The organism is Curtobacterium sp. MCLR17_044 (genome assembly GCF_003234435.1).
Taxonomy (GTDB): domain Bacteria; phylum Actinomycetota; class Actinomycetes; order Actinomycetales; family Microbacteriaceae; genus Curtobacterium; species Curtobacterium flaccumfaciens.
This window is the reverse complement of sequence record NZ_QKTC01000017.1, coordinates 73,182-96,628: the sequence shown is the minus strand read 5'-3', so window position 1 is coordinate 96,628 and position 23,447 is coordinate 73,182. Positions and strand designations below refer to the sequence as shown.

Here is a 23,447-nt window from a genome sequence, read left to right as displayed (position 1 = left end):
GGGCCCGGCGGTGACCACCCGCCGGCCTGGAGGCCCGTGGCGGCTCCGTCCCGCGCCTCCCGTCCGCCCGTCGGTCTCGTCGGGCGGTACGCAAGACACCGGTGTTCACGCTCGACGCCGCGGGATCCCGCGGTGCGTTGCGTGAACACCGGTGTCCCGCGAGGGGCAGTGCCTCAGTAGGCGACGCCGAACCGCGTCTGGTGGTGCGCCGGGGTGACGATCTCGTCGACGAACGCGATCGCGTAGTCGGCGCCGGAGATGTCCGAGTTGCCCTCGGCGTCGGCGAGCAGGACCTCGTCCGAGGCGCGGTAGGTGCCGCGACGCTCGCCCGGGTTGTAGCTGCCGAAGGCCGCGGCGGGGCTCACGTAGAACCAGTCGACGTCGGTGTCCGACGCACGGAGGGCGTCGAGGATCTGCGCGTGGCTCTTCGCCTCGCCCTTGAAGGCGTCCGGGAAGCCGTCGGTGTCGAAGAGGCGGGGGCCGTCCTCGGACACGCGCATCGAGCCGGCACCGCCGACGATGCCGAGCCGCGCACCGGCTGCAGCGGCGGCGTCGACGAAGTGCTGGAACTTGTCCTTCAGCTCGCTGCCGTCGGCCTGCACGGCGTGGAGCGAGACGATGACGACGTCGGCACCCTTGGTGACCTCGGACACGAAGTCGGCGTCGAACGCGTCACCCTGCGCCAGGGTGAGACCCTCGGCCGGCTCGAGCTTGCTCGTGTCGCGGGCGACCGCGGTGACGGTGATGCCGCGGGAGAGTGCCTCGTGGGTGATGGCGGAGCCGGCGTAGCCGGTGCCTCCGAAGACGACGATGTTGGTCATGGTGTTCCCTTCGTGGACGTGCTGGGCGTCGGTGACGTTGACAGTCACCGTACAAGAGTTACTCTCTTTGAGTAAGTAGGCACCTGGCGGTGCGTTGCGGAGGACACCATGTCAGCACTCGAGTACAGCCCCTACGCGGCGGACTGCCCCAGTCGGCAGCTGCTCGACCGCATCGGCGACCGGTGGAGCGTGCTGACGATCGGCGCCCTCGCCGACGGTCCCGCACGGTACTCGGCGGTGGCGGCCCGGGTGCAGGGGGTCTCGCAGAAGATGCTCACCCAGACGCTGCGGGCCCTCGAGCGCGACGGCATGGTGACGCGGACGGTGTTCCCCGAGATCCCGCCGCACGTGGAGTACGAACTGACCGAACTCGGGCGATCGCTGCGCACGGTGCTCGTGCCGCTGGAGGACTGGGCCACCTCGCACATGCCCGACGTCGCCGAGGCGCGCGAGGGGTACGACGGGCGCTGAGCGACCCCGCACTCGGAATCCCCGACGGCGACGAGTGGTTGCCTGGGGACATGCGATCGATCGTCTACACGAAGCCCGGTGCCAGCAGCGTCCTCGAACTCGTCGAGCGGGAGATCCCGGAGCCCGGTGCCGGTGAGGTCCGCGTCCGCGTCGTCGTCTCCGGCGTCAACCCGACCGACTGGAAGGCCCGTGCCGGCGGCACGTACGGCGACGGACTGCCCTTCCCCGAGATCACGCCGAACCAGGACGGCGCAGGTGTCGTCGACGCCGTCGGCCCCGGAGTCGACGGGCTGACCGTCGGTGACCGCGTCTGGCTGTTCATGGCGGCGGCGTCACGGCCGACCGGCACGGCACAGGAGTACACGGTCGTGCCCGAGTCGCGCGTGGTCCCGCTGCCCGACGGTGTCTCGTTCGACGTCGGCGCCTCGCTCGGCGTCCCCGCGATGACGGCACACCGAGCGCTCACCACCCACGAGGACGGCCCCGCGCGACTGGGCCCCGGAGCCCTCGACGGCTTCACCGTGCTCGTCGCCGGCGGCGCCGGTGCCGTGGGGCACGCCGCGATCCAGCTCGCCCGCCGGGCCGGAGCGACCGTCATCACGACGATCAGCTCGGACGCGAAGGCAACCCTCGCCACGGCAGCCGGCGCCCACCACGTCGTGAACTACCGCGAGGAGGACGCCGCCGAGCGCATCCGGTCGATCGCGCCGGACGGTGTCGACATCGTCGTCGAGGTGTCGATCCCGCAGAACGCCGCGCTGGTCGCCGACGTGCTGGCGAACCACGGCGTCGTGTCGATCTACGCGAACAACGGCGGCGACGAGGCGAGCCTGCCGATCCGCCCGAACATGAGCGTGAACGCCCGCTACCAGTTCCTGCTGCTCTACACGATCGGCGACGAGGCGCTGTCCGCGGCAGCCGAGGACGTCACCGAGGCGCTGCACGACGGTGTGCTGCCGGTCGGCGAGGACGCCGGGCTCCCGCTCACCCGCTTCACGCTCGGGCAGACCGCCCAGGCGCACGACGCGGTCGAGCAGAACACGGTCGGCAAGGTGCTCATCGACGTGACCGAGGCGCCGTAGCTGCGACACCAGGTCCGGCTCGGGCTCGGGCTCGGGCTCCGGCTCCGGCTAAAACGAACGGCTCCCACGCACGCGTGGGAGCCGTTCGTCGTGGACGATGCGGGAGGGGTCAGCGACCCAGACGCGCGGCGATGGCTGCGGTGACCCGGAGCCGGGCTGCAACGCGCTCGCGTTCGATGTTGGCGGCGATGACGTCGAGGTCTTCGTAGTCGGCGTCGGTGGTGGTGTCGTTCCAGTTCGGCGAGGAGATCCGGGCACGCCCGAACGACGGCGGAGCAGGGTTCACGGTCGTCATGGGGGCATCGTACGTCGAGCGTCCGACAGAGCGTGTGAGCATCACGGGCCTTTCCTTGGATTGCGGTCGCGCTCGGGGAACGAGTAGGTCAGCGAGAACGCGACGGCCATGAACGACGCCATCATCGCGATGTTCTTGGCGTCGAGTTCGGTGAAGGCGTCGGGGACCGGAGAGTCGACGGTGAGCATGCCGAACGAGTACTGGTCGGACCGGATCACCACCGAGACGTACGAGGTGTACCGCGGCTCGAAGCCCGGCAGGTCCTGGTCGACGTCGACGTCGGCCGAGCGGTCACCGACGATCCGGGGTGATCCGCCGACCAGCACCCACTCGAGGTTGCGGTCGCCGTAGGGCGTGCCGGCGCGGAAGACCCCGGCGGTGTCGCCGGCCCCACCGTGACCGATCGGCTCGAGCGCACGCAGATCGGTGGACAGCTGGTACACGTTGGCGCGGACGTCGGGCACCTTCGGCAGCAGGTAGAACGCCAGGGCCACGGCGACGCGGTCGGCGACGACCGAGAGTTCACCGTGGCGATCGGACCGGGGCAGCTCGGTGAACCGGACGAGCCGGGTGGCGATCTGGCCGAACGCGTACCGGACCGCCGTCGACTGCTCGAGCTCCGCCGCGGTGGCGTTGTCCTCGGCCACCGACCGGGCGGCGTCGCTGCGCCGGGTCCGGACCACCTGCACGGTCACGGCGCCGACGAGCACGACGAGCCCGAACGCGACGAGCGACAGTCGGACCGCCGGCGTGACGAACAGGTTCGGCAGCTGGAACGCCGCGGTGGGCGCAGCAGCCACCACGATCGGCCACACGACCGTGCCGACCCGTCCTGAACGCTGGTTCCCCATGACCACGACGCTAGGTCACGCCACCGACGCGGACGGAGTTGTCCACAGGCGGGTTCTCCACAGGATCCATCGGCCTCCACCGGCCCGTCCCACGCAGCTGGTAAGCAGGACCCATGACCGACGTCAGCACGCCCGTTCCCGGATCCAGAGCCCTCGTCCTCGGTGGCGGAGGTGTCGCCGGCATCGCGTGGGAAGTCGGCGTCCTCGTCGCCCTGCAGGAAGCCGGCGTCGACCTCGACGCCGCCGACCTCGTCGTCGGCACCAGCGCCGGCAGCGTCGTCGGCGCGTTCGTCCGGAACGGTGCCGTCCAGCAGGCCTACGACCAGCAGCACACCCCGGCGCCGACCACCTACCAAGAGCCGGCCCCCATCGACGTCGAGGCCGTGCAGCAGCACATCGGCGCAGCACTGCAGGGTGCGACCGGCGAGCAGGACGCCCGGGCTCGACTCGGTCAGGCCGCTCAGCAGGTCGTCGGTGGTCAGAGCGACGACGAGCGGACATCGACCTTCGGCGAGACGCTCCCGTCCACCGAATGGCCGGAGAAGCCGCTCGCCGTCACCGCGGTCGACGCCACCGACGGCACCTTCCGCCTGCTGACGGCAGCCGACGGCGTGCCGCTCCCCCGTGCGGTCGCGGCCAGCTGCTCGGTGCCCTTCGTCTGGACCCCGGTCACCATCGACGGCCGCCCGTACGTCGACGGTGGTGTCCGCTCGGGCACCAACGCCGACGCCGCCGCCGGGTACGAGCGCGTGCTCGTCATCGCCTGCGGCCCCGAGGGCCCGTCCCCGTGCGGGCCCTGGCTCGACGTCGCCGTCGAGACCCTGCGGGCCGGCGGATCGTCGGTCGAGGTCGTGGTGGCGGACAGCGCGTCCCAGCAGGCCTTCGGCACGAACTCGCTCTCGCTCGCCACCCAGGCACCGTCGGCCGAGGCCGGCCACGCCCAGGGCACCGCGGTCGCCGAGCAGGTCGCCGCCTTCTGGGCCGAGGACCTGGCGAGCGTGCACGCATGAGCACCCCGTTCTCCGACCTCGACCAGTACGTCGCGCTCCCCCGCGTCGACGGCATCGACATCAGCCCCGACGGCACCCGCGTCGCCCTGACGGTCAGTGCCCTCGACCCCGACGGCACCGGGTACCGCCGGTCGATCTGGCAGGTACCAGCAGCCCAGGCCGAGGACGCGGACGACGCCGGCACACCCGCCGCACGCCCGGTCCGCCTCACGCGCTCCGCCAAGGGCGAGGGCGGCATCGCCTTCACCCGCACCGGCGACCTGCTCTTCGTCTCCGCCCGGCCCGACGCCGACGCCACCGACCTCGAGACAGCCCAGCTCTGGGTGCTGCCTGCGAACGGTGGCGAGGCACGTCCGCTCACCCGCCTGGCCGGCGGCGTCGGTGGGGTCCTGGCCACCGCGGCCTCGTCGGACGTCGTGGCGCTGACCGCCGACCTGCTGCCGGGGGCCGGCTCCGACCCCGCGACCGTGCTCGAGGCCGACGCGGAGCTCCGGAAGAGCCGGAAGGACAAGCAGGTCCGCGCGATCCTGCACGAGACCTACCCGGTCCGGTACTGGGACCACGACCTCGGGCCGGCCCAGACGCACGTGCTGACGCTCGAGACGGCCGACAGCGACAGCGACACCGGCAGCGACGCCGTCGGCGCCAGCGCCGAGCCCGTCCAGCCCGTCGACCGCACACCGGCCCCCGGACGCTCGCTCGACCACGTCGACGGGGCGCTCACGCCCGACGGTTCGGTCCTGCTGGCCTCCGTGGGCGTCCGGGAGGCCCGTGGGGACCGCTCGACGCTCGTCACCATCGACCTGTCCAACGGCCACCGCACGGTGCTGTTCGACGACGTCGACGTCGACCACGAGATGCCGGCGCTCAGCCACGACGGCCGGACGATCGCCTGGGTCCGCACCGTCCGCTCCACCCCGGCCGGCGCGAACCAGCAGGAGGTCTGGGTCGCCGGCATCGACGGCTCCGACGCCCGCCGTGTCGCGACCGACTGGGACCGCTGGCCGAGCGAACTCGTGTTCGAGCACGGCGACCGTGCGCTCCTGGCGATCGCCGACCAGGACGGCCGCGCGCCGGTCTTCCGCATCCCCCTCGACGGCGGCGCCGTCGAGCAGCTGACGCACGACGACTGGGCGTACTCGAGCCTGCGCGTCGCGGCGGCGACGGGCGTGGTCGTGGCGCTCCGGGCCTCCTGGGCGGCCCCGCTGCACCCGGTGCGGATCGCGACGGACGGCACGGTGACCCCGTTGGCGACGCCGGCGCCCCTGCCGGACGTGCCCGCCCACCTGGAAGAGGTCGAGACGACCGCAGCCGACGGCGCCCGCGTGCGCGGCTGGCTGGTCGTGCCCGAGGGCGACGGGCCGCACCCGCTCGTCCTGTGGATCCACGGCGGACCGCTCAACTCGTGGAACCAGTGGTCCTGGCGCTGGAACCCGATGCTGCTCGCAGCCCGCGGGTACGCCGTGCTGCTGCCGGACCCCGCGCTGTCCACCGGCTACGGGCTCGACTTCGTGAACCGCGGCTGGAACGCCTGGGGGCAGGCGCCGTACACCGATCTGATGGCGATCACCGACGTGGTCGAGGCGCGGGCGGACATCGACGCGACCCGGACCGCCGCCATGGGCGGGTCGTTCGGCGGGTACATGGCGAACTGGGTCGCCGGGCACACCGACCGGTTCCGGGCGATCGTCACCCACGCGAGCCTGTGGGCGCTCGACCAGTTCAACGGCACGACGGACTCGTCGCAGTACTGGTCGTCGATCTTCGACGCCGAGGGGATCGCGGCGAACGACCCGCACCGGTTCGTGGCCGACATCACGTCACCGATGCTCGTGATCCACGGCGACAAGGACTACCGGGTGCCGATCGGCGAGGGGCTGCGGCTCTGGTCCGAGCTCGCGGAGCACCACGCGGCACCGGACGGCTCGATGCCGCACCGGTTCCTGTACTTCCCGGACGAGAACCACTGGGTGCTCGCTCCGCAGCACGCCGTGGTCTGGTACGAGACGGTGTTCGCGTTCCTCGGGCAGCACGTGCTCGACCAGGAGTGGGAGCGGCCGGCGCTGCTCGGGTAGCGCACCCGTCCGGCGAACCGGGGCGAGCCGGGCGGGCCGGGCGGGCCGCTAGACGAACGCGGCCTGCCCGGTGATCGCCCGGCCGACGATCAGGGTGTTGACTTCGCGCGTGCCCTCGTACGAGTAGATCGCCTCGGCATCGGCAAAGAACCGGGCCACGCCCTTGTCGAGCACGATGCCGTTGCCGCCCTGCACTTCGCGGCACCAGGCGACGGTCTCCCGCATCTTCGCGGTGGCGAACGCCTTCGCCATCGCCGAGTGCTCGTCGCCGCCGACCCCGGCGTCCTGCATGGCCGAGGCCTGCGTGCACAGTGCGATCGAGGCCGTGATGTTCGACAGCGACTTGACGAGCAGGTCCTGCACGAGCTGGTGGGCGGCGATCGGCTTGCCGAACTGGATCCGCTCGCGGGCGTAGGCCAGCGCGGCCTCGTACGCACCGACCGCGATGCCGACGGCCTGCCAGGCGACCTCGGTGCGGGTCAGTCGGAGCACCTCGGCGGTCGAGCGGAACGACGTCGCGTTCTGCAGCCGGCGCGACTCGGGCACCCGGACGTCCTGCATGACGATGTCGGCGTTCTGCACGCCGCGCAGGGCGATCTTGTCCTCGATCTTCGTCGCGGTGAAGCCCGCGGTGTCGGTGGTGACGAGGAAGCCCTTGACCTGACCGTCGGCGACGTCCTTCGCCCAGATCACGACGACGTCGGCGAAGGTGGCGTTGCCGATCCAGCGCTTCTCGCCGTCGAGCACCCACTCGTCGCCCTCGCATCGGGCGGTGGTGCGCAGTCCCTTCGCGGAGTCGCTGCCGGAGTACGGCTCGGTGAGCCCGAACGCCCCGACGATCTCACCCGCGGCCATCCGGGGCAGCCACTCGCGCTGCTGCTCGTCGCTGCCGGCGACCGCGATCGAGTTCATCGCCAGGCCGGACTGCACGCCGATGAAGGTGGCGACGCTCGCGTCCACGCGTCCGAGTTCGAGGGCCGCCCAGCCGCGGTACACGGCCGAGTTCTCGAACTGCCGCACGAGCGGGACGCCGGGCCCGTACATGCCGAGCTCGGCGAGCGGCGCGATCACCTGCATCGGGAACTCGGCGCGCGCCCAGTACGCGTCGGCGATGGGCGCGACCTCGCGCTCGAGGTACTGCCGGAGCTGCCCGAGCGACGCGCGCTCCTGCTCGGTGAGCTGTTGCTGGAAGCCGTAGAAGTCCGATTCGAGCAGGGGCGTCGCGGGCATCGTCGTTGACATGGGAACCACGATGCATCATTCTCGAAAACGTTGCAAGAGAGGATCGCGTGTACACATCAGACTCTGCGCTGCGCGCCTTCCGGGAGGCCCGTCACACCTTCATCGCCGGCTCGCGGATCGACATGGGGGCGTTGGCTGCCGCACTCGGCGTCGACCGCACGTCGCTGTTCCGCTGGGTCGGCAACCGTGACCGGTTGCTGTCCGAGATCCTGTGGTCCCTCGCAGTCCCGACCCTCGACGGAGCCACCTACGCCGCCGACGAGATCGGGGCGACCGGAGCAGCCCGGCTCGTCGTCGTGCTCGACCGGTTCACCGCCGACCTGATCGACGCCCCGTACTTCCGGGCGTTCCTGACGCGCGAACCCGCTCGGGCGATGCGTCTGCTCACCACCTCGGACAGTGACGTGCAGAGCCGCTTCGTCGCCCGGGTGACCGCTCTCATCGAGCAGCAGGAGTCGTCCGGTACGTTCGATCCGGCACCGTTGTCGGCTGAGGAGCTCGCACGGCTGCTCGTCCGGATCTCCGAGTCGTTCACCTACGCCGAGTTCATCTCCGGTGAGACCCCTGATCCCGACCGGGCCCGTGCGGCGTTCGAGTACGTCCTGCGGCCCGACGCGGTGCACGCCACACCCGCACCACCGATCGGAGACCGATGACCATCGACGAGTACCCGTTCCGCCGCTCCTACCCCACCCGGTGGAACGACAACGACATGTTCGGGCACGTCAACAACACGATCTACTACTCGGCGATGGACAACGCGTCGACGTACTGGTTCCGCGAGGCCGCCGGGCTCGACCCGTTCTCGTCGGAGTGGATCGCCGTGCTGGTGTCGTCGAGCTGCCGGTTCGTCGAGTCCGCCGTCTGGCCGGACGTGATCGAGGTCGGGATGCGCTCGAAGCACCTCGGCACCACGAGCCTGTCGTGGGAGTTCGGTCTGTTCCGTCAGTCCGACGGCGCCCTGCTCGCCACCGGTGAGTTCGTGCACGTCATCATCGACCGCGAGGGCGCCCGCCGACCGATCCCGCTGCCCGCCGAGCTCCGCGAGCTCGTGACCGGCTCGATGGTCGCGCAGCAGCCCGCCGTCGCCGACTGACGACCTCAGCCCTTGAGGGCTGCGAGCTCGAGGTTGATGTCGTCGGGGTCCTGCACGGACAGGATCACCATGCCGGCGTCGCCGAGGTCGGTGACCTCGCCGTGCTCGACACCCGCGGCATCGAGTCGGGCGGCCGCTTCGTGCAGCTCGTCGACCGAACCCACGACGAAGCTCACGTGGTCGAGGCCGACGGTGTCCGGATCGAACGTCTGCCCCGCGGGAGCGACCGGACGGAGTCCGAACACCTGGTCACCGAGCCGGAACACCGATCCGCCGTAGAAACGCTCGCGGTCCTCGCGGACACCCGGCTCGTCGACCTGGTCGCTGAAGTCGATCGCCGGATCCGTGCCGAGCAGCAGCTGGTAGAAGGCCTTGCTCCGGTGGATGTCGGTCACGGTGACGCGGACGTGGGCCAGGGCGGTCGGGCGTGCAAACGGCTCGGTCATGGTGGAGCTCCTCAGGGTTGCGCGCCGTGGTTGCGACGCGCACCCGAGGCAACGCTCGGTCCCTCCGAAGCACCCGAGGCCGTGCGGCGACCGGACAGCCCCGTGGACGGCGTTCCGCACGCCGCACAACCGAAGTGCCCCCGAACCAGGCGATCGCGCGGTTCGGGGGCACTTCGGTTGTGCAAGCGGCGCTGGACCCGAACGCCAGCGCCGCGGTCCGGGGTCAGATCAGGTCGTCGGTCAGGTGGTTCGGCGTGCCGAAGCGGTGCGCCGTGATCGACACCGCCTGCTCGCGGACGAAGGGCAGGATCTCGAGCCGACCGGCCTCGGTCACGGGGCCGCCGTAGACCGCGACGTCCGGACGACCACCGACGGCCGAGTACAGCGCCGAGGTGTCGCCGCCGATGAGCCGCACCCGGGTCGAGGGCCCCGAGGCGACCGAGCTCGCGAAGGCCTCGTCGGACACTGTCTGCGACAGCGAGCGGACGATCGGCAGCGAACGGATCGCCGCGGCGACGGACGACGGCAGCGTCGCGGCCGTGGAGACCTCGATCGTCGTGCCGGCACGGAGCGCTGCGGCGACGACGCGGACGAGCTCGATCACGGAGGCGTCAGCGTCCGTGTCCGAGTCGGCGACCGCGGCCAGCCGCACCTGCACCGCCGGGAACGGCAGGTACCGGGCGATGTTCCGCTCGGCGGAGAGCGCCGAGACGTCGGTCGCGGTGCCGAACAGCGTCGACCACGCCTGCTCGTCGGACGCGAGCGCACGGTCGAGCATCGGCGACGCGACCTCGGCAGCCCGGGCGAACGCCGAGACCGGATCCGACACGGCGACACCGGACGCAGCGGTCGCCGGTGCGGGCGTCCACGACCCGAGCCCGAGCAGGTAGTTCAGCCCACCGGCCTTCGTGCCGGCGCCCACGGCCGACTTCTTCCACCCGCCGAACGGCTGGCGGCGGACGATGGCGCCCGTGATGCCGCGGTTGACGTAGAGGTTGCCCGCCTGGATCCGCGACAGCCACGTGCCGATCTCGGCCGGGTCGAGCGAGTGCAGGCCCGAGGTCAGGCCGTAGTCGACCTCGTTCACGATGTCGATCGCCTCGTCGAGCGAGTCCGCGGTCATCATGCCGAGGATCGGGCCGAAGTACTCGGTGCGGTGGAACTCCGAGCCGCGGCGGACGCCCTGTCGGACACCCGGGCTCCAGAGCTTGCCGGTCTCGTCGAGCTGCTTCGGCTCGACGGCCCAGGACTCCCCCGCGCCGAGCTTCGTCAGGCCGTCGAGCAGCTTGCCCGAGGCCGGCTCGATGACGGGGCCCATCTGCGTCGCGGCGTCGGTCGGGTAGCCCACCGTGAGCGAGTCCACCGCGTCGAGCAGCTGGTTCCGGAAGCGCTTCGACTTCGCGACCGAGCCGACCATGACGACGAGGGACGCGGCCGAGCACTTCTGGCCGGCGTGCCCGAACGCTGACGCGACGACGTCCTTCACGGCGAGGTCGAGGTCGGACGACGGCGTGACGATCACGGCGTTCTTGCCCGAGGTCTCGGCGAGCAGCGGCAGGTCGGGGCGGAACGAGCGGAACAGCTCGGCCGTCTCGTACGCACCGGTGAGGATGACCTGGTCGACCATCGGGGACGCGATGAGCTGCTGCCCGAGGTCGTTCTCGGACACCTGCAGGAACGCGAGCACGTCGGCCGGGGCCCCGTGGGCGTCGAGCGCGGTCTCGATGATCGAGGCGAGCACGGCGCCGGAGCGCTCGGCGGGCGGCGCGGGCTTCAGCACGACGGCGGACCCGGCCGCCAGCGCAGCGAGGGTCGATCCGGCGGGGATCGCGACGGGGAAGTTCCACGGCGGTGCGACCAGGGTCAGCGTCGCGGGCGTGAAGGTCGCACCGTCGACGTCGTCGAGCGAGGACGCCAGGGTGCCGTAGAAGTGCGCGAAGTCGATCGCCTCGGACACCTCGGGGTCGGCCTGGTCGATGGTCTTGCCGGTCTCCGACGCCATGACCTCGATGAGGGCGGCGCGGTTCGCCTCGAGTGCGTCGCCGACGGCGTGCAGCACGGCACCACGCGCACCACCGGACCAGGTCCCCCAGACCGCACCGGCGGCCTTGGCGCGGCCGAGCGCGGAGTCGAGCGCCGTGGCGGAGTCGACCCGGGCCTCCTGGACGGCGCGGACACCGAGCGTCGACGAGGCGACCCGTGCGGTGATGGCGTCGCCCCAGGCGCGGACGGCGCCGACCGAGGGGTCGCTGTCCGGGGTGTTCTCGAAGTGGCCGGGGCCGGGGCGGCCGACGGCGGCGTAGCGGTCGGCGACACGGTGGGAGGCCGGTGCTTCGAGGCCCTCGGGTGTCGCGAGCGGCACCAGGGATGCACGGAATCGCTCCTCTTCGCGGGCGAACAGCGGCGGCGAGGACACCAGGGAGAAGACCGCGGACATGAAGTTGTCCTGCGAGGCGCCCTCTTCGAGACGGCGGATCAGGTAGGCGATCGCGACGTCGAACTCGCCCGGGTGGACGACCGGCGTGTAGAGCAGGAGCGAACCGACGGTGTTCTTCACGGCCGACGCCTGCCCCTGCGCCATGCCGAGCAGCATCTCGAACTCGATGCCGTCCCGCACGCCGCGCTCACCGGCGAGCAGCCAGGCGTGCGCGACGTCGAACAGGTTGTGCCCGGCGACACCGACGCGGACGTTCTCGACGCGCGATGGGGTGAGCGCCCAGTCGAGCACGCGCTTGTAGTTGGTGTCCGAGTCCTGCTTGGTGTGCCAGGTGGCGAGCGGCCAACCGTGCACCGAGGCCTCGACCTGCTCCATCGGCAGGTTCGCGCCCTTCACCAGACGGACCTTGATGCCGGCACCACCGCGGGCACGGCGGGCGGCGGACCACTCCTGCAGCTCCTGCATCGCGGCGAGCGCGTCGGGCAGGTACGCCTGCAGCACGATTCCGGCTTCGAGGCCGAGGAACTCGGGCTCGTCGAGGAGCTTCGTGAAGACCGCGATGGTGAGGTCGAGGTCCTTGTACTCCTCCATGTCGAGGTTGATGAACTTGGCCGGGGTGGCGGCTGCGGCACGCTGGAAGAGCGGTCGGAGCTGTTCGACGATGTCGTCCACCGCGTGGCCGAACGCCCACGGCGAGTGCGGGTGCACGGTCGAGGACACCTTGATGGAGACGTAGTCGACGTCGTCGCGGGCCAGGAGCTTGTGCGTGCCCTCGAGTCGTCGGGCGGCTTCGCGCTCCCCCAGGACGGCCTCGCCGAGCAGGTTGACGTTGAGGCGGACGCCGTCGCGCTTGATGCCGGCGATGGCCGGGCCGAGCTTGGAGTCGGTGGCGTCGACGATCAGGTGGCCGACCATGTTCCGGAGGACGCGTCGGGCGATGGGGACCACGACGTTCGGCAGCACCGGGGCCATGCCGCCGCCGAGCCGGACGAGTCCGCGGAGCGCGGCGGGCAGGAACCCGGGGGCGTCGGGGGCGATCTGGCGGAGTTTGCGGGCGGCGACGGCAAGGTCTTCCGGTCGCACGACCCCGTCGACGAACCCGACGGCGAAGTCGAGGCCGGCGGGGTCGGCGAGCACGCCGGCGAGCTGCTTCGCGGAGCCGTCGACCGGGTAGGTCTCGGCCTCGGCGAGCCACTGTCGGACGAGCGCGACGGACTGGTCCGCCAGGGCGTCGTGGTCGATGGCGGAGTCCTCGTGCAGCGTCGTCATGGGTTCAGTGTGGAGGTCCGGGATGCGGTAGCGGAAGTGAGCGTTCCTGATGGATACCGTTCAGTTCCGCTACCGTTTCGGTCCTGATCCGGCTAGCGTCGGACCATGCTCGACGTCCGCCGTCTCGTGCTCCTCCGTGAGCTGTCCATCCGCGGCACGATCGCGGCCGTCGCCGAGGCCGTGAACTTCACCCCGTCGGCGGTCTCGCAGCAGCTGAGCGCCCTGGAGCGGGAGGCCGGCGTGCAGCTCCTCCGCAAGGCCGGGCGTCGGCTCCAGCTCACCCCGCAGGCCGAGGTGCTGGTGGCCGCAGCGGGCCAGGTGCTCGACGTCCTCGAGCACGCGCAGTCCCAGGTCGAGGACACCCTGTCGTCCGTGCAGGGGCGTGTGCGGGTCGCGGTGTTCCAGTCCGCGGCCCTCGCCCTGATGCCGAGCGCCCTGCACGAGATGGCCACGGAACACCCCGACGTCCGGGTCGAGATGGTCCAGCGGGAACCGGAGACCGCGCTGAACGAGACGTGGGCTCGTGACTTCGACATGGTCATCGCCGAGCAGTACCCGGCCCACGCCGCTCCGCACCTGCCCGGGCTCGACCGCTCCGACCTGACGACGGACGCCGTCCGGCTCGCCCTGCCCCCGCTCGACACGGCCCTGCGCCCGGTGTCGTCGCTCGAGGACGCCCGCACCATGCCCTGGGTGATGGAACCCCGCGGCACCGCGTCGCGGCACTTCGCCGAGCAGGTCTGTCGGCGCTGGGGCTTCGAGCCCGACGTCCGGTACGAGACCGCCGATCTGCAGACGCAGATCCGTCTGGTCGAGTCGGGCAACGCGGTGAGCCTGATGCCGGACCTGATGTGGACCGGTCGGACGACGACCTGTCGGCTGCTCGAGCTGCCGGAGGGCCCCCGACGCACGATCTTCACCGTGGTGCGGTCCGCGGGGTCGTCGTCCCCGGCGGTCCGCGCACTCCGTGACGCGCTCGAGCGTGCGGCGGCGGCCGTCGGCGACTGATCCGCCGGCGCGCACGCCATCCGGCGCACTCCAGCCGACACGCACGCCAGCCAGCGCGCACGCGAGACGGCGCCGTGACCGGATCGAGACCTGTGCATCCGTCAGGATCTCGTCGGTGCAGACATCTCCTGGATGAGGGCACCTCCCGGTGCCCCGACCGGCATCCGAGGGGGATCCCATGAACCAGCCCTGCACCTCCACCACACGACGGGTCGCTGCCATCGGCGCAGCCGTCGCCATCGTCACCGCGTCGTCGGCGTTCGGCATCGGCGCCGCGACCGCCGTCGCGGCCGAGCCCACGACTGCCACGAGCACGGCGACACCCGGTACGCCGGCCGAGCCCGCCGCGCCAATCACGCCCGCCGCGCCCGTCACGACGGTCGACACCGACGAGCAGCCGGGAGGCCCGTCCACCGACCCGACGCCGACTGCGGTCCCGGAAACGCCGGCACCAGAGCCCACGGCACCCACCGCACCGGCGACACCTGCGGCACCCGCGGCAGACGACGGCAGCGACCTCGCCTTCACGGAACCGTCGACCGCCGAGGACCCGATCGAGCTCACCGCCACCAGCGGCACGCCCTTCACTCGCACCTTCGAGACCACCGGCGGCGACGGCACCGTCGGCTACGCCATCCAGGACGCCCCGTCCTCCGACTACTGGGTCAACGTCGACACCGGCGTCCTGAGCGGCGACCCGAAGGAGGCCGGGACCTTCCGGTTCCAGGTCGTCGCCCTGAGCGGCTCGACCGAGATCACGCAGTACGTCGAGCTGACGGTCGCACCCGGCGACCCCGTGGGCGTGACGTTCGGCGTCGCCACCCCCGACTACAACGGGCTGTGGCAGGTCGAGACCGACGGCACGATCTGGGAACAGGCCGCCGGTCAGGGCCGGGTCCGCATCGTGCCGAGCATCCCGGTCGCCGAGGACACCCCGCTCACGCTCGCCGGCCTCGCGGTCGACGCGTACGGCAACCGGACCACGCCGGGCCCGGACTACCCCCGGTCGACGGTCACGAGCACGGACGACTCCGACTCGGCGGTGTGGAACGACGGGGACTCCTCGAACACCGTGACCTTCGGCGGCACCGGCACCCGGACCGTGACGGTCTCCGAAGGGGGCGTCTCCACGTCGTTCGAGGTCGTGGTCGGCGCCGAGGACACCGACGAGCCCGCCGCCCCGGACACCATCACGTTCACCGAGCCCTCGACGCCCGAGTCCCCCATCCGCATCGAGACCACCGCGGGCGAGCAGCTCGAGCGCACCTTCACCGCGACAGGGTCGTCGACGGAGCTGCACTACGTCCTGCTGACCGGCCCGACGGCGTTCCCCGTCCCGGGCAACGAACACCCGATCGCACCGCTCGGCCTCGCCGTCGGTGACACGAGCGGGGTCCTGAGCGGCGCCCCGACGGTGGCCGGCGAGTACGACTTCCAGGTCATGGCCATGAACGGGTCCCGCGCTGCCACCCAGTACGTCCACCTGTCCATCCGTCCCGCCGCGACGAAGGAACTCAGCCTGCTCGTCGGCACGATCGGGTCCCCGAAGGGGTGGCTCCGCGACGCCGAGGGCCTGCGCGAGATCTTCGCGGAGAGCCCGAAGTCGATCCCGGTCGACGCCGTCCCGGTGGCCCAGGGGGCGACGATGGTCGTCCGGGTGACGGCCCTCGACGCGTTCGGGAACAGCACGAAGGAGTCCGACGGCGCGCAGCCCGTCGTGACGAGCAGCGTGGCCAGCGACGAAGTGACGATGCCGTACGGCGAGTGGGAGCCCCGCGTCGGGTTCCCGCACGCCTCGCCGCACACCGTCACGGTCGCCCTCGGTGACGTCTCGACCACGTTCGACGTGGACGTGCGGCCGTCGGTCGCGACCGTCGGCGACACGACCCCGACGCCCGGCGGCGGTGGGCACCTCGCCTACACGGGTGCCGACGCCTCCGGGCCGCTCGCGTGGGCGCTGGGCCTGCTCGCCGCCGGCGGCGGTCTGCTGGTCCACCGTCTGCGTCGCCGTCGCGCCTGAGACGCGACCCCCGACGGACGGGAGGCGCGGTGCGGGCCCGCACCGCGCCTCCCGTCCGTCGTTCCGAGCCCACAGGGCGCGCCGCGCGTGCGGGGGTCCGGCGGTTTCCCGCACGCACCCCCAACCCGGGTCACATTCCGGTGAATCGTCACAGCCCGGCAACGTCATCCCGCTACGATCCGAGAACGCCGACATTCTCGGCAAATTCACATGATCTGGGCGATGAGCCCGGACCGAATCCCTGGGGGATCCCGTGCACCGCAGCACCTCCACTGTCCGTCGCGCCTGCGCCGTCGGCACCACCGTCGCCCTGGTCGGCCTGACCACCGGCCTCGGCATCATGACCGCGACGGCCGCCAACGCCGAGACGCTCGACACGACGCAGCCGATCGTGGCCGCCGAGACGCCCGCTCCGGTCGTCTCCGACGAGACGCCCACGCCGACGGACCCGCCCGTCGAGACCGCGCCCGAGACCCCGGCTCCGGTCGAGGAAGCCCCGGCACCCACCCCCGAGGCCACCGAGCCCGCCGCGCCGGAGACCACCGCGCCGGCCGCCACCGAGGCTCCGAAGCCGACCGAGACCCCGAAGCCGGACGTCACGGCCAAGGCCGCCGACGCCACCGTCACCATCGAGGGCACGGCCAAGGTCGGCACCCGACTCGTCGCCGTCGTCACCGGCTTCGACGACGAGGCGGGGTACAAGTACTCCTGGACCGACCAGGACGGCAACGTCCTGTCGAAGGCCGCGAGCTACGTCGTCGACCCGACCGACGTCCGCAAGACCATCACGGTCGCCGTGACGGGCACGCTGCCCGGCGCGACCGAGACCTCCACGGTCGAGTCCGAGGCCACCGCCGCCGTGACGCAGACCCCGGCGTTCCTCGGTGAGGACGGCCAGCCCACCAAGGCCGGTGCCACGCAGGACAGCCCGCTCGAGCTGAGCACCGCCGCCGGTGACGCCTTCTCACACACCTTCCGCGCGCAGGGCTTCCCGGAGCCGAAGTACAGCCTCGCCTGGTTCGACGAGGACGACGCCGAGTACGCCGAGGAGTTCCCGGAGGACGAGATGTCCCCCGCGGACCAGCTCCCCTACGGTCTGACCTTCGACGCGTCGACCGGTGAGCTCAGTGGGATCACGACCGAGGCGTGGGACTGGACCTTCGCCGTCACGGCGACCAGCGGCACCGAGACGACCACGCAGTACGTTTCGCTCAACGTCGAGGCCGGTGCGCCGCTCGGCCTGTTCGTCTACACGACCGATCGCGCCGGAGCCTTCGACTTCGACGAGAACGACACCAAGAAGCGCACCACGTGGATCATCGACCCGGACGGCAAGGTCTACACCGTCATCACGCAGGGTGACGGCGACGGTGGCCAGGTCGGCACCGAGGTCGACGGCGGTCGCCCCACGATCAAGCAGGGTGGGACGCTCATCGTGACCGGCACGGTCGTCGATCGGTTCGGCAACGAGGTCCTGGGCGAGGACGACGAGTCGATCACGCCCACCGTGACGTCGGACGTCTCGACCGACGTCATCGCCGCAGACCCCGAGATCGGTGAGTTCGGCTTCATCGGCGTCACGTTCCCGCACGCCTCGATCCACAACCTCACGGTCGCCGCCGGCGACTTCGCCACCTCGTTCGCCGTGGACGTCCAGCCGACCGCGGTCGCCGGTATCGCCGACCCGACCCCGGTCGCGCCGGCAGCGGCCCCGGTCGCCCCGGTCAACACCGGTGGCCAGCTCGCCTACACCGGGTCGGACACCACCGACGCACTGCCGTGGGCCCTGGGCCTGCTCGTCGCCGGTGCCGGCCTCATCGGCGCCCGCTTCGCGCGTCGTCGTCGCGCCCAGCGCTGACACCCTGAGACGTCTCCCGTCCGTCGCGTGCCCGCGCGGTGGACGGGAGGCCCGTGACGGCCCCGCCTGCTCCTCCACCGGAGCAGGCGGGGCCGTTTCGCATCCGCGCCCCGCCGGGTCCGCGCCGGTAGCGTTGGCGACATGCCCACGCTGCTGCACATCGACTCCTCGGCCGACCTGTCCCACTCCCGCTCGCGCGCACTGACCGCGGCCTTCGCGGACGCTTGGCGCGCCCGCGGCCCGGAGTACACGGTCGTCCGAAGGGACCTGCACGTCGACCAGCTCCCCCACCTGGAGAGCTCGGCGCTGCACTGGGCGGCCGCCGACCGCACCGCCGAGGAGACCGTCGCACCCGAGGCCGAGGCCCTGCGCCAGGAGGTCATCGACGAGCTCCTGGCCGCCGACGTCGTCGTGGTGGGTGCGCCGCTGTACAACTACACGGTGCCGTCGACCCTGAAGGCCTGGATCGACCGCATCCACGTGCCCGGCATCCTGACCGGCGGCGTGCAGCCCCTGGCCGGACGCCCCGTCGTGACCGTGGTGAGCCGCGGCGCGACCTACGACGCCGGCACCCCGACCGAGGGTTGGGACCACGGCTCCCCCGTCCTGCACATCGTGCTCGGCACCGCGCTCGGCATGAAGCTGTACCCGATCACCGTCAGCGCGACCCTGGCCGACCGACTGCCGGACCTCGCACCGCTGGCCGACCACGCCGCCGCGGAGTTCGCCGACGCGAAGACGACGATCGAGCGCCTGGCGACGACGCTCGGCTGACCCCTGCGGCCGCGGCGTTCGTCAGGCGGGCCGCACCTCGTCGGCCCGCCCGAGCAGCTCCGCGTGGAAGGCCGTCTGCGTCAGGGCGCTCGCGAGCAGGAACCCGGTCATCGACTCGATCCCGCCACTGAAGGGCACCCGGGCGGCGACCTCGAACAGCGTCGGACGGTCCAGTACGTCGAGGGCCGCGGCGACGTGGCGTGAGCGTTCCTCCCGGTGCCGAGCCAGGGTCTGCGCGCGGGTGACGACGTCCCGGAACCGGTACTCGTGCCCCGGGCAGACCTCGAGGTCGGCGTACGGGTCGAGCCGCGCGAGCGACGCCAGGTAGTCGCCGAGCGGGTTCGTCCTGGTCCGGCCGCCGAGTCCGATGCCGGAGTTGATCCGCGGCAGCACGTGGTCGCCGGAGAACAGCAGGCCGTCGGCCTCGTCGAGGAAGCACACGTGCCCGCTCGTGTGCCCCGGGGTCCACAGCGTGCGGATCGTCCGACCGGAGATCGGCAGCAGGTCGCCGTCCTCGAGCAGCACGTCGGCGTACGGCGACTCGATCCGGCCCATCCCGATCCGGCGTCCGCTGCCCCAGGCCTCGACGACCCCGGCCCGCAGGTGCTCCGGCAGCCCCCACGTCGCGATGTCCGCGTCGTTCCGCTCGGCGTCGGCGCGTTCCCGTTCGAGCGCACGGACCTCGAGGCCGTGCATCGCCACGCGGGCACCCGTCGCCCGGCGGATGGCCGCCGCGGCACCCAGGTGGTCCGCGTGCAGGTGCGTCACGGCCACGAGCGACACGTCGTCCAGGGCCCGTCCGATCGCGGCGAGCCCGTGCCGTAGCTCGGCGAGGCCGCCGTCGGCCGACCACCCGGGGTCGATCACCGCGAGCGAGCCGTCCGACCCCTCGACGACGTACACGAGGGTCGCGTCGGGCACCCCGAACCGGAACGGCACCGCGAGGGTCCAGATGCCCGGCCGGACCTGCTCGACGGGTGGCAGGACGCCGTCGCGGAGCGCGGCGGCCTGCACGGGGCTGATCGGTTCCGGGGCCGGCGCTGCCGGTGGGGGCACGGTCGTCACGCCGGCCACCCTACCGACGCTGGCCGACCTGCCCGGGGTGATCCGGGCCTCCCGGCCGCGCATCGTGAGCAGAAGATGTCGGGTCGTCGAGCCGGACCCGACCATTCCTGCTCACGAAGTGCGCAGCCCCGCCACCGCGCGCGAGTAGACAGGACCCATGGAGATCGCACCGATGCTCGCCAAGGCCGTCGCCACCGTCCCCGACCCGGACAGCACGAAGGGCGGGCTGCGGTACGAGCCGAAGTGGGACGGCTTCCGCGGCATCGTGACCATCGACGGTGACGACGTCGAGATCGGGAGCCGCGGCGCCAAGCCGCTCACCCGGTACTTCCCCGAGCTCGTCGAGGCGTTCCGCGCGCAGTTCGGCGGCCGCGACCACCCGGTCGTCCTGGACGGCGAGGTGATCCTGCGTTCCGGTGAGCCCGGTGCCGAGCGCCTCGACTGGGAGGCCCTGTCACAGCGCATCCACCCGGCGGCCTCACGGATCGCCAAGCTCAGCGTCGAGACGCCGGCGCAGTTCGTGGCCTTCGACCTGCTGGCGGTGGACGGCGAGGAGCTGGTGGACCGCCCCTTCGACGAGCGCCGCGAGCGCCTGGAGCAGCTCGGCGACGCGATGACCGACCCGCTCTTCGTCACCCGCACCACGCTCGACGTCGAGCAGGCGCGCGAGTGGCTCACCACGTTCGAGGGCGCCGGGCTCGACGGCGTCGTCGCGAAGCCGCGAGCGCGGCCGTACGAACCGAACAAGCGCTCGATGCTCAAGATCAAGCACCACCGCACCGCCGACGTCGTCGCCATCGGCTACCGCGTGCACAAGAGCGGCTCCGGCGTCGGGTCGCTGCTCGTCGGGCTGTACGACGCTGACGGCGAGCTCCGCCAGGTCGGCGGCGTCTCCGCCTTCTCCGACAAGCGCCGGGCCGCGTTGATCGACGAGCTCGAGCCCGTCGTGCTCCGCGATGCGGACGGGAGGCCCGTCACCGGTGACGGGGAACGGTCGCGGTTCTCGTCGGGTCGCGACACGTCGTTCGTCCGGCTGGCGCCGGAGCTGGTGCTCGAGGTCCGGTACGACCAGATGGAGGGCGACCGGTTCCGGCACACCGTGCAGTTCGAGCGGTGGCGGCCCGACCGCGAGGCGACGTCGTGCGGGTTCGAGCAGCTCGAGGTGCCGAGTGCGTACGACCTGAACGACGTGCTGTCCTGACGCGGAACGCACTGCGGTGTCCATTTGTCGCTGTTCTGTCACGTTCGAGGAAAAGTAGTTAGCCGAACTAGCGAAGCCGTGCCAGGATGATCTCAGCAGCACGAGGCGTCCAGTTCGGACGCCCGGATCGAAAGCGGTCGACATGAGCACCAGCACGCTTGTCCGCCACCCTCGGCGGAGCCCCTTCACAGAAGTCCGAGAGGCACGGCGCCAGCGCGTCCTGCAGCTCAGCGCGGTCATCAGCGCCATCGCCGGCGTGACCGCCACGGCGCTCGCTCTCGTCACGGTCGGACTCGGCTCGTGATCGTCGACGGCATCACCGACGTGCACCGCGGCACCTGGTCGCGGCTGACCCGCCTGCACACCGCCAGCATCGGGCTGCCGACGCACACCACGCGCGTCGAGGACCCGGACCGTCAGCGGGACGTCTCCTCCGCAGCCTGAGGCTCGGTTCGGTTCGGCTCGGCTGGGTCCGGTTGCTCGGCCGTTGGGCCGCTCGGGCTCAGTTCGGCTTCTTCGCTCGTGAGGGCTGCACGCGCGGCGGCTCCCCCGGCATCTTCGGGAAGTCCGGCGGGAACGGCAGCTCACCCTCGCCGTTCGCCAGGTCCCGCTCCCACCACTCGAGCAGCGGCGCGATGCTGCCCGGCTGCTCCCCCATCGACTCCCACGGGTCGCCCGTGGTCCGCAGCCGCTCCGGTACCGTGCGGATCGTGAACGTTGTCGGGTCCGCGGCGCGCAGTTCGTCCCACCCGATCGGCGTCGACACCGAGGCGTGCGCCAGGGCCCGGGGGCTGTAAGCACCGGCCATCGTGCGGTCGCGGTTCGCCTGGTTGAAGTCGACGAAGATCCGCTGCCCCCGCTCCTCCTTCCACCACGCCGTCGTGACCCGGTCGGGCATCCGTCGTTCGAGTTCGCGCGCCGCAGCGATCACCGCGTGCCGGACCTCGAGGAACTCGTGCTCGGGGCGGATCGGCGCGAACACGTGCAGGCCACGGTTGCCGCTCGTCTTGATCCAGGTGGTCAGACCGACCTCGTCGAGGACCTTCCGGAGCTCCTCGGCCACCGGCACCGTGTCGCCGAAGTCGGTGCCGGGCTGCGGGTCGAGGTCGATGCGGAGCTGGTCCGGGTGGTCGCTGTCCTCGGCACGAGAAGCCCACGGGTGGAACACCACCGTGTTCATCTGTGCGGCCCAGACCGCCACGGCCGGCTCGTCGATCACGAGCTGCGGGTGCGACCGGGCACTCGGGTAGGTCACCGTCACCGAGCGGACGTAGTCGGGGGCACCCTTCGGCGGGTTCTTCGAGAAGAACTGCTCGCCGTCGACGCCGCCGGGGAACCGCTGCAGCGAGATCGGCCGGTCGCCGTTCGCCCGGACGAAGGCGTCGCCCACCGTGACGAGGTACTCCGCCAGGTCGAGCTTCGTGATGCCCGCCTCGGGCCAGAGCACCCGCGAGGGGCTGCTGATCCGGACCTCGCGGTCACCGTCGGGCCCGGGCACCCGCACCGTCGTCGCTTCGCTCGCCATGCAGCGGACCGTACACGCGTGCCGGCCGCCCGCCCGCAGCCGGGACCGCTCTTGTTCCCGCAAGACACCGGTGTTCCCTGGTCGAACACGCGCACGCCGGTGTTCAGCGCGCGGACACCGGTGTCTTGCGGCCAGACTTCACATCACGTTCCAGTGCAGGTGGCCGTTCGCGTCAGGGCCCTTGCCGCCGCAGGTGTACGAGTTGCCGTTCGCGGCCTGGGCGACCACTCCGGCCTGCGCATCGGCGCAGAACGCCCCGGGCGTGATGAAGTCCTGCGACGGCGCGGGCGCCTGCTCGACGGGCGCGGGAGCAGGAGCAGCTGGCGCAGGCGCGGGAGCCGCGGGGGCCGGAGCAGGCTCGACGTACGACCCGACCGCGGTCACCTCGGGCACCGGTGCCGTCGACACGGTCCTGGACACCTGGACTCGGTCCGTCTCGACGCCGTCGGTGGTGGTCACTCGGTACGTGCGGGTGAGCACGCCGTCGACACCCGCCGTCTGCAGCCGCGTCTGGCCCTTCGCCAGGGTCGGATCGTCGATGGTGGTCTTCCGGAAGTGGATCGGGAAGTCCTTCGAGACCTCCGACACCTCGACGACCGGGGTCGGCGTCGGGGTCGGGGTCGGGGTCGGCGTCGCGCTGGGTGTGGGGGTCGTGGCGACGTCGGCGACGGCTCGCGGAGAAGCAGAGTCCTGGCTCGCACTCGTCACGGCGGCGCCCACCACAGCACCAGCGGTGCCCACGCCCCCGACCCAGATCACTGCTGCGATCGCGACGACGACCGAAGCCTTCGCCTTCGTCGGTAGTGCTGACCAGCGCATCCTGCGACATCCCCTCGTGTTCGGTACGACGATCCAGGGTGCCCCGTGCTCCGTCGACCGCTGCACCCCCACTCCGGGGCAG

22 protein-coding genes are annotated in these 23,447 nt (G+C 71.8%); 13 read left to right on the top strand and 9 right to left on the bottom strand.

The genetic code is table 11. The annotated features are described in order from the left end of the window. Positions 1-173 precede the first annotated feature (173 nt). Complete coding sequence (locus DEJ04_RS13435; protein WP_111047413.1) at positions 174-821, bottom strand: NAD(P)-dependent oxidoreductase; 648 nt, start codon at positions 819-821, stop codon at positions 174-176. A 108-nt stretch (positions 822-929) separates the two neighbouring features. Here DEJ04_RS13435 and DEJ04_RS13430 point away from each other — a divergent pair, with 108 nt between their 5' ends. Together DEJ04_RS13430 and DEJ04_RS13425 are read left to right on the top strand one after the other, a co-directional pair. Next, positions 930-1,292 carry a helix-turn-helix domain-containing protein gene (locus DEJ04_RS13430; protein WP_111047399.1) on the top strand — a complete coding sequence of 121 codons (363 nt, stop codon included), beginning with the start codon at positions 930-932 and terminating at the stop codon, positions 1,290-1,292. Positions 1,293-1,342: 50 nt separating this feature from the next. Next, positions 1,343-2,374 (top strand): NADPH:quinone reductase, encoded by a 1,032-nt coding sequence (locus tag DEJ04_RS13425; protein ID WP_111047398.1) that lies wholly within the window; start codon positions 1,343-1,345, stop codon positions 2,372-2,374. Between the two features lie 109 nt (positions 2,375-2,483). On the opposite strand, the gene DEJ04_RS13420 is transcribed toward DEJ04_RS13425, so the two are convergent. Then, positions 2,484-2,669 (bottom strand): hypothetical protein, encoded by a 186-nt coding sequence (locus DEJ04_RS13420; RefSeq protein ID WP_027465208.1) that lies wholly within the window; start codon positions 2,667-2,669, stop codon positions 2,484-2,486. Positions 2,670-2,710: 41 nt separating this feature from the next. After that, positions 2,711-3,520, bottom strand: coding sequence for a GAF domain-containing protein (locus DEJ04_RS13415; RefSeq protein WP_071247251.1), 810 nt, complete (start codon positions 3,518-3,520; stop codon positions 2,711-2,713). A 113-nt stretch (positions 3,521-3,633) separates the two neighbouring features. Here DEJ04_RS13415 and DEJ04_RS13410 point away from each other — a divergent pair, with 113 nt between their 5' ends. Both DEJ04_RS13410 and DEJ04_RS13405 read left to right on the top strand, forming a co-directional pair. Beyond that, the gene (locus tag DEJ04_RS13410) at positions 3,634-4,530 is read left to right on the top strand and encodes a patatin-like phospholipase family protein (protein WP_111047397.1); all 897 of its coding nucleotides are present in this window, start codon (positions 3,634-3,636) and stop codon (positions 4,528-4,530) included. Continuing rightward, positions 4,527-6,605 carry an alpha/beta fold hydrolase gene (locus tag DEJ04_RS13405; RefSeq protein ID WP_111047396.1) on the top strand — a complete coding sequence of 693 codons (2,079 nt, stop codon included), beginning with the start codon at positions 4,527-4,529 and terminating at the stop codon, positions 6,603-6,605. The genes DEJ04_RS13410 and DEJ04_RS13405 overlap by 4 nt, the downstream gene beginning before the upstream one ends. A 48-nt stretch (positions 6,606-6,653) precedes the next feature. Here the strand turns inward: DEJ04_RS13405 and DEJ04_RS13400 are convergent, their stop codons facing one another. Next, a complete protein-coding gene (locus DEJ04_RS13400; protein ID WP_111047395.1) occupies positions 6,654-7,835 on the bottom strand; it encodes an acyl-CoA dehydrogenase family protein in 1,182 nt (393 codons plus the stop codon). A gap of 59 nt (positions 7,836-7,894) precedes the next feature. Between DEJ04_RS13400 and DEJ04_RS13395 the strand changes: the two genes are divergently transcribed. Together DEJ04_RS13395 and DEJ04_RS13390 are read left to right on the top strand one after the other, a co-directional pair. Beyond that, complete coding sequence (locus tag DEJ04_RS13395; RefSeq protein WP_111047394.1) at positions 7,895-8,503, top strand: QsdR family transcriptional regulator; 609 nt, start codon at positions 7,895-7,897, stop codon at positions 8,501-8,503. Then, the gene (locus DEJ04_RS13390) at positions 8,500-8,943 is read left to right on the top strand and encodes a thioesterase family protein (protein WP_111039501.1); all 444 of its coding nucleotides are present in this window, start codon (positions 8,500-8,502) and stop codon (positions 8,941-8,943) included. Before DEJ04_RS13395 ends, DEJ04_RS13390 begins: the two co-directional genes overlap by 4 nt. Before the next feature lie 5 nt (positions 8,944-8,948). On the opposite strand, the gene DEJ04_RS13385 is transcribed toward DEJ04_RS13390, so the two are convergent. Together DEJ04_RS13385 and DEJ04_RS13380 are read right to left on the bottom strand one after the other, a co-directional pair. Then, positions 8,949-9,389, bottom strand: a complete 441-nt coding sequence (locus tag DEJ04_RS13385; protein ID WP_071405380.1) for a VOC family protein — start codon at positions 9,387-9,389, stop codon at positions 8,949-8,951. Positions 9,390-9,612: 223 nt separating this feature from the next. After that, the gene (locus tag DEJ04_RS13380; protein WP_111047393.1) at positions 9,613-13,095 is read right to left on the bottom strand and encodes a bifunctional proline dehydrogenase/L-glutamate gamma-semialdehyde dehydrogenase; all 3,483 of its coding nucleotides are present in this window, start codon (positions 13,093-13,095) and stop codon (positions 9,613-9,615) included. 105 nt (positions 13,096-13,200) lie between these two features. Here DEJ04_RS13380 and DEJ04_RS13375 point away from each other — a divergent pair, with 105 nt between their 5' ends. From DEJ04_RS13375 to DEJ04_RS13360, 4 genes are all read left to right on the top strand, one after another. Next, positions 13,201-14,103 (top strand): LysR substrate-binding domain-containing protein, encoded by a 903-nt coding sequence (locus DEJ04_RS13375; protein WP_111047392.1) that lies wholly within the window; start codon positions 13,201-13,203, stop codon positions 14,101-14,103. Positions 14,104-14,281: 178 nt separating this feature from the next. Further along, complete coding sequence (locus tag DEJ04_RS13370) at positions 14,282-16,123, top strand: hypothetical protein (RefSeq protein WP_111047391.1); 1,842 nt, start codon at positions 14,282-14,284, stop codon at positions 16,121-16,123. Between the two features lie 253 nt (positions 16,124-16,376). Continuing rightward, positions 16,377-17,981: a putative Ig domain-containing protein gene (locus tag DEJ04_RS13365; protein WP_111047390.1), complete on the top strand. Its 1,605-nt coding sequence runs from the start codon at positions 16,377-16,379 to the stop codon at positions 17,979-17,981. 141 nt (positions 17,982-18,122) lie between these two features. Further along, a complete protein-coding gene (locus DEJ04_RS13360) occupies positions 18,123-18,755 on the top strand; it encodes an FMN-dependent NADH-azoreductase (protein WP_111047389.1) in 633 nt (210 codons plus the stop codon). Positions 18,756-18,776: 21 nt separating this feature from the next. Here DEJ04_RS13360 and DEJ04_RS13355 read toward each other — a convergent pair whose 3' ends face one another. Then, positions 18,777-19,820, bottom strand: a complete 1,044-nt coding sequence (locus DEJ04_RS13355; RefSeq protein ID WP_181437821.1) for an MBL fold metallo-hydrolase — start codon at positions 19,818-19,820, stop codon at positions 18,777-18,779. Positions 19,821-19,977: 157 nt separating this feature from the next. Here DEJ04_RS13355 and DEJ04_RS13350 point away from each other — a divergent pair, with 157 nt between their 5' ends. The 3 genes from DEJ04_RS13350 to DEJ04_RS18460 all read left to right on the top strand — a co-directional run bounded on the left by DEJ04_RS13350 (position 19,978) and on the right by DEJ04_RS18460 (position 21,465). Beyond that, the gene (locus DEJ04_RS13350; protein WP_111047387.1) at positions 19,978-21,021 is read left to right on the top strand and encodes an ATP-dependent DNA ligase; all 1,044 of its coding nucleotides are present in this window, start codon (positions 19,978-19,980) and stop codon (positions 21,019-21,021) included. A 142-nt stretch (positions 21,022-21,163) separates the two neighbouring features. Beyond that, positions 21,164-21,325: a hypothetical protein gene (locus DEJ04_RS18465; protein ID WP_163343780.1), complete on the top strand. Its 162-nt coding sequence runs from the start codon at positions 21,164-21,166 to the stop codon at positions 21,323-21,325. Beyond that, positions 21,322-21,465: a hypothetical protein gene (locus tag DEJ04_RS18460; protein ID WP_155896788.1), complete on the top strand. Its 144-nt coding sequence runs from the start codon at positions 21,322-21,324 to the stop codon at positions 21,463-21,465. Before DEJ04_RS18465 ends, DEJ04_RS18460 begins: the two co-directional genes overlap by 4 nt. 58 nt (positions 21,466-21,523) lie before the next feature. Here the strand turns inward: DEJ04_RS18460 and ligD are convergent, their stop codons facing one another. Both ligD and DEJ04_RS13340 read right to left on the bottom strand, forming a co-directional pair. Then, a complete protein-coding gene (gene ligD, locus DEJ04_RS13345) occupies positions 21,524-22,546 on the bottom strand; it encodes a non-homologous end-joining DNA ligase (RefSeq protein ID WP_111047386.1) in 1,023 nt (340 codons plus the stop codon). 138 nt (positions 22,547-22,684) lie between these two features. Beyond that, on the bottom strand, positions 22,685-23,365 hold the full coding sequence (locus DEJ04_RS13340; RefSeq protein WP_181437820.1) for a G5 domain-containing protein: 681 nt from the start codon (positions 23,363-23,365) through the stop codon (positions 22,685-22,687). Positions 23,366-23,447: the final 82 nt, after the last annotated feature.

Excerpts from the sequence above, each read along its gene's own strand:
- DEJ04_RS13435 (WP_111047413.1), bottom strand. The coding sequence starts at position 821 with ATGACCAACATCGTCGTCTTCGGAGGCACCGGCTACGCCGGCTCCGCC.
- DEJ04_RS13430 (WP_111047399.1), top strand. The coding sequence starts at position 930 with ATGTCAGCACTCGAGTACAGCCCCTACGCGGCGGACTGCCCCAGTCGG.
- DEJ04_RS13425 (WP_111047398.1), top strand. The coding sequence starts at position 1,343 with ATGCGATCGATCGTCTACACGAAGCCCGGTGCCAGCAGCGTCCTCGAA.
- DEJ04_RS13420 (WP_027465208.1), bottom strand. The coding sequence starts at position 2,669 with ATGACGACCGTGAACCCTGCTCCGCCGTCGTTCGGGCGTGCCCGGATC.
- DEJ04_RS13415 (WP_071247251.1), bottom strand. The coding sequence starts at position 3,520 with ATGGGGAACCAGCGTTCAGGACGGGTCGGCACGGTCGTGTGGCCGATC.
- DEJ04_RS13410 (WP_111047397.1), top strand. The coding sequence starts at position 3,634 with ATGACCGACGTCAGCACGCCCGTTCCCGGATCCAGAGCCCTCGTCCTC.
- DEJ04_RS13405 (WP_111047396.1), top strand. The coding sequence starts at position 4,527 with ATGAGCACCCCGTTCTCCGACCTCGACCAGTACGTCGCGCTCCCCCGC.
- DEJ04_RS13400 (WP_111047395.1), bottom strand. The coding sequence starts at position 7,835 with ATGCCCGCGACGCCCCTGCTCGAATCGGACTTCTACGGCTTCCAGCAA.
- DEJ04_RS13390 (WP_111039501.1), top strand. The coding sequence starts at position 8,500 with ATGACCATCGACGAGTACCCGTTCCGCCGCTCCTACCCCACCCGGTGG.
- DEJ04_RS13385 (WP_071405380.1), bottom strand. The coding sequence starts at position 9,389 with ATGACCGAGCCGTTTGCACGCCCGACCGCCCTGGCCCACGTCCGCGTC.
- DEJ04_RS13380 (WP_111047393.1), bottom strand. The coding sequence starts at position 13,095 with ATGACGACGCTGCACGAGGACTCCGCCATCGACCACGACGCCCTGGCG.
- DEJ04_RS13375 (WP_111047392.1), top strand. The coding sequence starts at position 13,201 with ATGCTCGACGTCCGCCGTCTCGTGCTCCTCCGTGAGCTGTCCATCCGC.
- DEJ04_RS13370 (WP_111047391.1), top strand. The coding sequence starts at position 14,282 with ATGAACCAGCCCTGCACCTCCACCACACGACGGGTCGCTGCCATCGGC.
- DEJ04_RS13360 (WP_111047389.1), top strand. The coding sequence starts at position 18,123 with ATGCCCACGCTGCTGCACATCGACTCCTCGGCCGACCTGTCCCACTCC.
- DEJ04_RS13350 (WP_111047387.1), top strand. The coding sequence starts at position 19,978 with ATGGAGATCGCACCGATGCTCGCCAAGGCCGTCGCCACCGTCCCCGAC.
- DEJ04_RS18465 (WP_163343780.1), top strand. The coding sequence starts at position 21,164 with ATGAGCACCAGCACGCTTGTCCGCCACCCTCGGCGGAGCCCCTTCACA.
- ligD (WP_111047386.1), bottom strand. The coding sequence starts at position 22,546 with ATGGCGAGCGAAGCGACGACGGTGCGGGTGCCCGGGCCCGACGGTGAC.
- DEJ04_RS13340 (WP_181437820.1), bottom strand. The coding sequence starts at position 23,365 with ATGCGCTGGTCAGCACTACCGACGAAGGCGAAGGCTTCGGTCGTCGTC.